This is a genomic window from Coxiella endosymbiont of Ornithodoros maritimus (genome assembly GCF_907164965.1).
Classification (GTDB): Bacteria; Pseudomonadota; Gammaproteobacteria; order Coxiellales; family Coxiellaceae; genus Coxiella.
In genome coordinates this window covers 1-8,082 of record NZ_CAJRAM010000020.1, presented here as the reverse complement: position 1 = coordinate 8,082, position 8,082 = coordinate 1, and the positions used below count along the sequence as shown (strand labels likewise).

Below are 8,082 nucleotides of genomic sequence, written 5' to 3'. Positions count from 1 at the left end.
AGAGAAGCATCAACTTTACAGCCATTAGGGGTTTATGCTTAAGTTGACGCCTAGGCATTCTGCAGGCGGGAATCCAGTGCACACGTTGCGCAGCGTGCCTGGATCCCGCCTGAGCGAGAATGACGAAGGCTAAAATTGAAATGGTTGTGCTAGGGGAGAATGGATACGACATCATGGACGCCTTTCTATTCTATTGCATTTTATGCTCCCTACATTCACAATCGTACTATTTCTAACGAGGGGTTTTCTATGCAGCGTCAAGGTCTTATTTTATCTATGATTCGCTTTAATATTCTGTCTTTTCTCTTTGCCCAGCTTCGCCGACCCTCAGCCCACCGCAGAAAAATATCAATTTCCCTCCTTAGAAAAGGGTACGGCGAATACCTTTCGATCCGGGGACGGGTATTGCCCTCCATGCGTCTTAGAAAATAAGGCTCAATGCCAAAAATCACCATGTCAAACCCATAATCTGAAACCGACGAACCTCTATGGAGACATCGAAGTTTCTGGCAACAAATGGACGAAACTAACGAACGAGGAGGCGCTTAATCCGCCAAGCTCGGCAACCCCCCTTCAGTGCGCTGATTGCCAAAATTAATGATAAATCAGGGCGCGAGTCATCCGGTATTGGGTTGATCACAATCACTCAGTAGATATCAACATGATCCAACCGCCAATGCTGAAATATCGGTCATCCGAAAGGCTGCTCGCGAGCTGAATGTCACCGATTTAGGCCACATGCGTAAAGAAGATTCCAAATTATCTCAAGCCATTGAATCCTCACACTGCGTTATTTATAGGAGTGCAGAACCAGCCCAATGCGCATGGCCACTATTTATTGGGCGAGTATACATTATTTAGTTTTTTCTTCAACCCGTTACGATATCACCGCCCCCAGGGGGGGTTAGGACGAGACGGCTGTCTTTGAAGAATTAAAACGCCCTTATACAAAAATGCAGACTATCATTGTCCGCCAAGCCATCACCAACAACTCCTTAGATAGTTTTAATTATTACAAACAAACGTTTATTAAAAAACAGAAATTAAGATCTGGATTTTTATTATCAGATTTTTTTATCAAATCTGATAATAAAGGTCTGGCCGTTATTGCCACTTTCGAGTTTATCGACCGGGAAACGATGTCATATAAATTGAGCGTTTAATTCTTTAATTTTTTCCAAATAATTCCTGAACTCTCTTCATTGCGTCTAGCAAAACCTGGGAATAGTTTGAATTCACTCTGACTTTTTCATCTATCCAACCCAGTTGGCTGATAATATCTTTTGTTCGACCCCCGTTTTCATAGAGGGCATGTTTTAAGATTTCGTCTATTTTTAGATTCGATTTTAAATAATCTAACCTTGAATTTCTAAAAAAGCTAAAATATCAATGAATAACGCTTCTCAACCTTTGAGAATGCTGCTCTCTAAACTGAGCAAGCATTAAACGTTCATCTCTGTTTGATTTAAACTGCAAAAGCTTATCACTATTAAGAATTTGGGCTAACCGAACTTCAGCAGGACGTAATAAAGCGTTACCACGGAGCTCGGTTGACGGCATGGCTTTTATGCTTGACTCATAATGATGATCGATTTCTCCTTTTCCTTATACTTCTGAAACGGTATTAATGCCTACTCCAGCATAATGATGCAGACGCAAGATAAGATTTTTAGGAAGGAAATCGGGATTGTGTTTAAAAAAGATTTCTAACCCGTTAAGAATATCCTCTCTATCGTCATAAAAATCATAGGTAATTATTGCATTCTGGATATAGAGACGCAAATTTGTGAGTTTGAGCATAAGTTAAATTTAACTTTGTGCTATCTGAAATAAAATGTTGACTTTTAAGAGATTCCTCTTCGTATTTACTATAAACATCAAATGCTTCACCCACATCCGTGACTTTCTCCATTTCATTCCACAGTAAGCCATTGTAATAATAAAAAGCAAGAATGTGTCTCTGGCTCAATAAGGGTGCTGTATGCATTATAAGAATCTAATTCAAACGATTGTCTATTTGAACCTACCGTAAATATAACTTCATTACAAAATTCGCTTTTTAGCTCCTCCATAATATGAGCTATAAGCTTTTGATTAGCCTCAATTAGACAATCTTTTGATTTATTTTTATTTTCCTTAAATGCTTCTATATATTTTTCGTTAAAAAGACAGCCATCAAAATCAAAAGCCTGTATATTAATTTTAATTGCCATGACATTTCTCCTCATTAGTTTGTGCTTGTTGTTTATAGCGCCATTAAAACAAGTGAATATTAATTAATAGATAAGATCGATTATATTTATACTAACTATAGATTTTTACTATAGTATGGTAAGAATAGAGAAACAGTAGGGTCGCTTGAGGCACGTATGGTCGAGTACCAGATCACACGCGACTTGAGAAAGGTATATTCCCATCGGGAAAACCAACTTATGAATTTTAATAATTTCTCTGTCTTTTGAGCTACCCACTTTTTTCGCTGAAATTACCTTTGGTGTGCTCGCGCGTTTCAATAATCAAGAAGATGTTTTTAAGGCTCAATATATAATTTAGTTTTAATTTTTAATTACAAGGGTTTGATGCCGAAAGGTCGAAGTGTTTACCGGTATTTCAGGGAAAGAAACAATTCGATTTATCATCGCTTTTAACGACATTATAATACGATTGGGATTGGGAATAGTACGTCCACCTTACAAACCTTTCTATCCCAATCGATATCAAAAGATGCTTAACCATGTGAATGATGGTGAGTCAAGAAAACACCAGAGATAGTGTCGCCAGCATCTATTGAAAACGGCCTATTTTCCCCCGCTGGGTCGTGAATCTCTCCTGAGCCGGCGCTTATGTTTTTAACTTCCAGGTTTTGCATTGTTTTATTAACGAAACTCATCTCCATATTCCAATATGTCAAGAGCGAAAGCACAAAACGGGGTTACTGAAAAGAGTAAGATTAGAAATAATTTTTTCACGTTAAACTCATTATATTAAAATCACCGAATGAATTTTGACCACTTTTTTCAAAGTGCTTAATTTTTTGGACACATTGCCTGTAGAAATAGGAAAGAGCCGGATATTAGCGCGTGGGTTGGGCTGCGAAACCCAACAGATACAATCTATTTAATGGTGGGTCGTATAGGATTTGAACCTATGACCAACGGATTAAAAGTCCGCTGCTCTACCAGCTGAGCTAACGACCCCCGCTTGTTGTGTGGCCTTGGGGCGATTCTTATTGCCCAAAAACACCTAAGACCAGCAATGATAACGATTTCTAGCAAAATGACAAGGGTTGGGAGTGGATTAGTACGATATCGGGGAAGTGAAATTCATCCAAAATAGCGTCATGAAAGTGAATCTATCGGGGCTTAGCTTGTTGGAGCTTCTCATAGCGATGGCTATGGCGTCAATTTTGACCGTGGTTGCTTATCCGGCTTACCATTACAATCTTGTGTGGCAGCCAATCGTCGTTCAGCAGAGGTTGGATTGCTAAGAATCTCAAGCCGTTTAGAAGAATTTCATAGTCTTAATGAGATTTACCAGGGCGCGACATTAACTCATTTGAAAATAGAAAGCGAATCTCGGGATTATCTTTTTCAACTTAGTCAACTAACGATGGAAAGCTATCTCATTAAAGCAATTCTTCAGGCAAAACAAGCTGCGGATCACTGTGGAATATTATCAATCGATCAATCAGGTCACCAAAAGGCAAACCGAAGCAAGTATTGGAATCAAGGCTTAGCGCGGGGTGTTAATAACATATGCACGATCAATAAAAAAACACCTACACAAATAGCACTATCAGCCACATTAAAAGTGGCGAAGTGCCAATCTTTAATATGAAAATCAATAAAATCAGTCACATACTTCCAATGAAGACGATCGATAAAATTGCCGAGTGCTCCCCCAATAATTAACGATAATCCCAGCGACATCATAATCTCCGAACGGGGGGTTCTGTTTAACCACAAAATTAGAAAGACGGAAACAACGAAAGAAATAGCGGCAAATAAAATAATTTGCCAACCGTTTTCCGTTCCTAAAAAGCTAAATGCAGCGCCGGTATTGTAACTTAATGTGAAATTTAAAAATGGCAATATTTTAACAGGATGTCCAAAGGCTAAAAAATGATTTGCCAAGCACTTACTCGATTGATCAAGAAGGATCACCAACACGCTCAACCACAGCCACGAGCAGGCTTTTTTTGATTTTTTCTTTACCATTTTGTCTATTCCTACGCAAATTGTCGTATTTCGCCGTTTTCAAATGCATTGCTCACACAGCGATCGCACAAATTGGCATGTTCTTTAATCTGCCCCACACTGGAGCGACGCTGCCAGCAGCGCGCGCACTTTTCAAATTCAGACACGTTAATTTCTAACGCCAAACCAGGCAGAGCGGTATCAAAAGCTGCCTTACCTTTTTCATTAAACGGTGACACACTTGCTTCTGAAGTAATTAATACAAAACGCAGTTCTTCACCAAGTGTTGCTATAGCGGCATCCAATCTTTCATCCGCATACAACACAACTTCAGCGGCTAATGCCGAACCAATTTTACCTTCATTACGATACGTTTCTAACGCTCTATTCACCTCATCACGAATTTGCAACAACAACTGCCATCGCTGCTCTTCTTCCTCGCTTAATGCCGCATTGGGAAAATCCGAAAACCAGTGTGTTAAAAAAACAGAAGGTTCACGATCACTCGGCATAAATTGCCAAATTTCATCGGCCGTGAAGCTGATAATAGGAGCTATCCACCGCACAAATGCCTCTGCAATATAATACAATGCGGTTTGCGCTGAACGCCTGGGTAAACCCGCTTGTTTGCTGGTGTACAACCGATCCTTAATAATATCCAAATAAAAGCTGCCCATTTCTACTGTGCAAAAATTATGAATTGCCTGGTAAACAGTGGGAAAACGATAGCGGTCGTATGCGTTAATAATTTTTTCCTGCAATTTTTGTGTGGTGAAAATAGCCCATCGATCTAACGCGACTAATTGATTTACCGCCACCTTATCTTTTTTAGGGTCAAAATCATATAAATTCGATAATAAAAATCGTGCCGTGTTACGAATTCGCCGATAGGCATCTGAAGTGCGCTTCAAAATTTCATCCGATACATTCACTTCTACAGTGCAATCCATCGAAGCTGCCCATAAGCGCAGCACATCAGCGCCGAGATTCTTCACCACATCGGCGGGTAGAATGATGTTACCCAGCGATTTCGACATTTTTCGACCTTGGCTGTCGACCACAAAACCATAAGTCAATACCGATTTATAAGGCGCTTTATCGCGAATAGCCAACGACGTAAATAAAGACGATTGAAACCAACCACGATGTTGGTCGGAACCTTCTAAATAAATATCTGCCGGTACCTTCAATTCCGGACGTTTTTTCAACACACAAAAATGCGTCACTCCCGAATCAAACCATACGTCCAAAACATCCGTTACTTTTTCATAATGATCAGCGTCGTCGTCCAATAAAAATTTCGGATCTAAATCAAACCAGGCATCCACACTTTTTTTTTCGATTAATTGCGCTACTTTTTCCATCAAAGCTGGCGTCTTAGGATGCAATTCGCCCGACTTTTTATGGATAAATAAAGGAATGGGAATTCCCCATAAGCGCTGTCGCGAAATACACCAATCTGGACGATCAGCTACCATCTTTCCGATCCGCGCCTCTCCCCACGCAGGAAGCCAGGTTACTTTTTCAATTTCCGTTAATATCCGCTCGCGCAATCCATTTTTATTCATGCCAATAAACCATTGCGGCGTTGCCCGAAAAATCAATGGTGTTTTGTGCCGCCAGCAGTGAGGATAACTGTGTTGAATGGTTTCCGAATGCAATAAATGTCCGCTATCCGCTAACAACACGATAATCCGTTCATTCGCTTTAAAAACCGGCTGACCTCCCACCAAAAACGTGTCAGCGATAAAACGACCTCTCGGATCGACGGGGCTATTAATAGGTAAATTATATTTTTCAGCAATGAAATAATCTTCCAAACCGTGCGCTGGCGCCGTGTGCACATTGCCTGTTCCGGCTTCTGTCGTCACGTGTTCACCTAAAATAATGGGAACAATTCGGTCCAGAAAAGGATGTTGTAATTGCATTCCCTCTAAAGCGTCGCCTTTTAAATTGCCATGCACTTCGTAGTCACCGACACCGTAACGTTGCATGGCACTGTCTACTAAGTCCTTTGCTAATATTAAATAAATGGGTTGATTTTGTAATTCGCTTTTTACAAGCGCGTAATCCAATTCAGGATGAACGCTGACCGCTTCATTGGCCGGTAAAGTCCACGGCGTCGTGGTCCAAATGGGAACTGATACTCGAGTCGTTGAATTTTTCACGCCAAAACGTTGCCGCACTGCCTCAGCGTCGACCGCTTCAAATCCCACGTCAACAGCAGGCGATGCTTTATCGCGATATTCGACTTCCGCCTCTGCTAACGCGGAGCCGCACGCCGCGCACCAATGTACCGGTTTTTGCCCACGCAGCAAATGACCATTAACCACGATTTTGGCTAACGCTCGTACTGTATCCGCTTCGTAACCAAAGTCCATGGTAAGGTAAGGATATTGCCAATCACCCAACACACCTAATCGTTGGAAGTCATCCCGCTGGAGCTCAATTTGAGAAAAAGCATAATCCCGGCAAGCTTGACGAAAAGCATTAGCTGATAATTTGTCCTTACCTAATTTCTTCTCTACATTAAGCTCGATAGGCAAGCCATGACAATCCCAGCCCGGAACGAAAGGAGCATCAAAGCCACTTAAGGTTTTAGACTTAACAACGATATCTTTGAGCGTTTTATTAAAGGCGGTGCCCAAATGAGCGCGACCATTAGCATAAGGAGGGCCGTCATGTAAAATAAACTTGAGCTGCCCTTCTCTATCTTTGCGAATTTTTTGATAAAGATCGAGTGTTTGCCAACGAGCCAGCGTCTGCGGTTCTCGCTCAGGTAAGTTCGCCCGCATCGGAAAATCGGTTTGAGGGAGGTTCAATGTGTCTTTATAGTCTGTCATTATCCGCCTTTGATAAAGGATTTCTCAAAGAAATGCAACCGTCAGTGTCATTCGTGAAAATATACCCTTTAAACCCTCTCCCACAAACCAGGAACAAGAAATTGCATTAAACTTAATTAACTAACCCCTTTCTTAACTGCGCGCTTCCCTTTTCAACTTCGCCTTTACCAAAGATAGATTGGTTGAGAAACGGTGGGTTACCGAAATAGATGACTTCACCATCGCCAGCGACCTTTACATCTAATCTTCATTCAGCATGAACGATAGCGCGTATGATACCGCTGACCGATAAACTCATTTCTTTAGTAATTAGTTGGCGCGCATCTATCTAGCCGTTCCCCTCGATATTAATCGAAGCTTTATCGGCCCTTCCCTCCAAAACCAATTGACTATTACCACTCGCTCGAACATCAAAACTATCGTCCTCAATTCCTTTCACCTCTGTTTGGATTGAACCGGCGGTAGCCAGACTTTCAAGCTCTTCATCGCTGACTTCGATAACAATTGGAATACCCGGAAGCAAGCGGCGTGCGCCTTTCGTCGAAATTTCTAACGAATCGCCTTTAACCGTCGTGACAATATAAGATTGTAAATTATCATCCGTTCTAACGGCGACTTGCTGAGGTTTCCCCGTTGTGACAAATAACTTCACGTCCCGTGCGCTTTAATATACCCAAATTCGGGAGCCTGCCTCGTTTGCTTAAGAACTTTGCCGCTATCTTTTAACGTTTCCCAGTGACAGGTGCTTAATTACGATAACGGCAATTACCAAAATAATTAATTTAGGAGAATGCTTCATTGCAATTTTCCTTATGGTTGGTTAGACTAGCCTATGTTAAGTGATTGTCGAGCTCCCGTCATCGGGGAGGATTGACTTTCTATTTCGCACACGACGATTTTTATTATTAAAGAGGGTAATTTTCTAAAAAATTAATCCTTACAGATCATCCACGCACAGGCGTAACCTAGACGCACTGTGGAAAGAAATTTTTTCCTCTATACATGACGAAAGCAGTTCAGTTGATGAAATAGTGAGAAAAGCT

General features: G+C 41.2%; 2 protein-coding genes, 1 tRNA gene and 4 pseudogenes. 2 read left to right on the top strand and 5 right to left on the bottom strand.

Translation table 11 applies throughout. The features are described from left to right. Positions 1 to 496: 496 nt before the first annotated feature. Positions 497 to 1,037: pseudogene (locus OWO34_RS01870) on the top strand (nucleoside deaminase); the annotation flags it as partial. A 171-nt stretch (positions 1,038 to 1,208) separates the two neighbouring features. Here the strand turns inward: OWO34_RS01870 and OWO34_RS01865 are convergent. Together OWO34_RS01865 and OWO34_RS01860 are read right to left on the bottom strand one after the other, a co-directional pair. Next, positions 1,209 to 2,228: pseudogene (locus tag OWO34_RS01865) on the bottom strand (Dot/Icm T4SS effector CoxH1). Between the two features lie 893 nt (positions 2,229 to 3,121). After that, positions 3,122 to 3,197 (bottom strand) — tRNA-Lys (locus OWO34_RS01860). 119 nt (positions 3,198 to 3,316) lie between these two features. On the opposite strand from OWO34_RS01860, the pseudogene OWO34_RS01855 reads away from it, so the two are divergent. Further along, positions 3,317 to 3,726 (top strand): annotated as a pseudogene (locus tag OWO34_RS01855) (type IV pilin protein); the annotation flags it as partial. On the opposite strand, the gene lspA reads toward OWO34_RS01855, so the two are convergent. The 3 genes and pseudogenes from lspA to OWO34_RS01840 form a co-directional block, all read right to left on the bottom strand. After that, complete coding sequence (gene lspA / locus OWO34_RS01850; RefSeq protein WP_267256363.1) at positions 3,726 to 4,217, bottom strand: signal peptidase II; 492 nt, start codon at positions 4,215 to 4,217, stop codon at positions 3,726 to 3,728. The pseudogene OWO34_RS01855 and the gene lspA sit on opposite strands and share 1 nt — an antisense overlap. A gap of 11 nt (positions 4,218 to 4,228) precedes the next feature. Further along, positions 4,229 to 7,039: an isoleucine--tRNA ligase gene (gene ileS, locus OWO34_RS01845; protein ID WP_267256362.1), complete on the bottom strand. Its 2,811-nt coding sequence runs from the start codon at positions 7,037 to 7,039 to the stop codon at positions 4,229 to 4,231. Positions 7,040 to 7,151: 112 nt separating this feature from the next. After that, positions 7,152 to 7,838 (bottom strand): annotated as a pseudogene (locus tag OWO34_RS01840) (head GIN domain-containing protein). Between the last annotated feature and the right edge of the window lie 244 nt (positions 7,839 to 8,082).

Bases quoted from the DNA above. Each gene is read 5' to 3' on its own strand.
- ileS (WP_267256362.1), bottom strand. From the start codon at position 7,039: ATGACAGACTATAAAGACACATTGAACCTCCCTCAAACCGATTTTCCG.
- lspA (WP_267256363.1), bottom strand. From the start codon at position 4,217: ATGGTAAAGAAAAAATCAAAAAAAGCCTGCTCGTGGCTGTGGTTGAGC.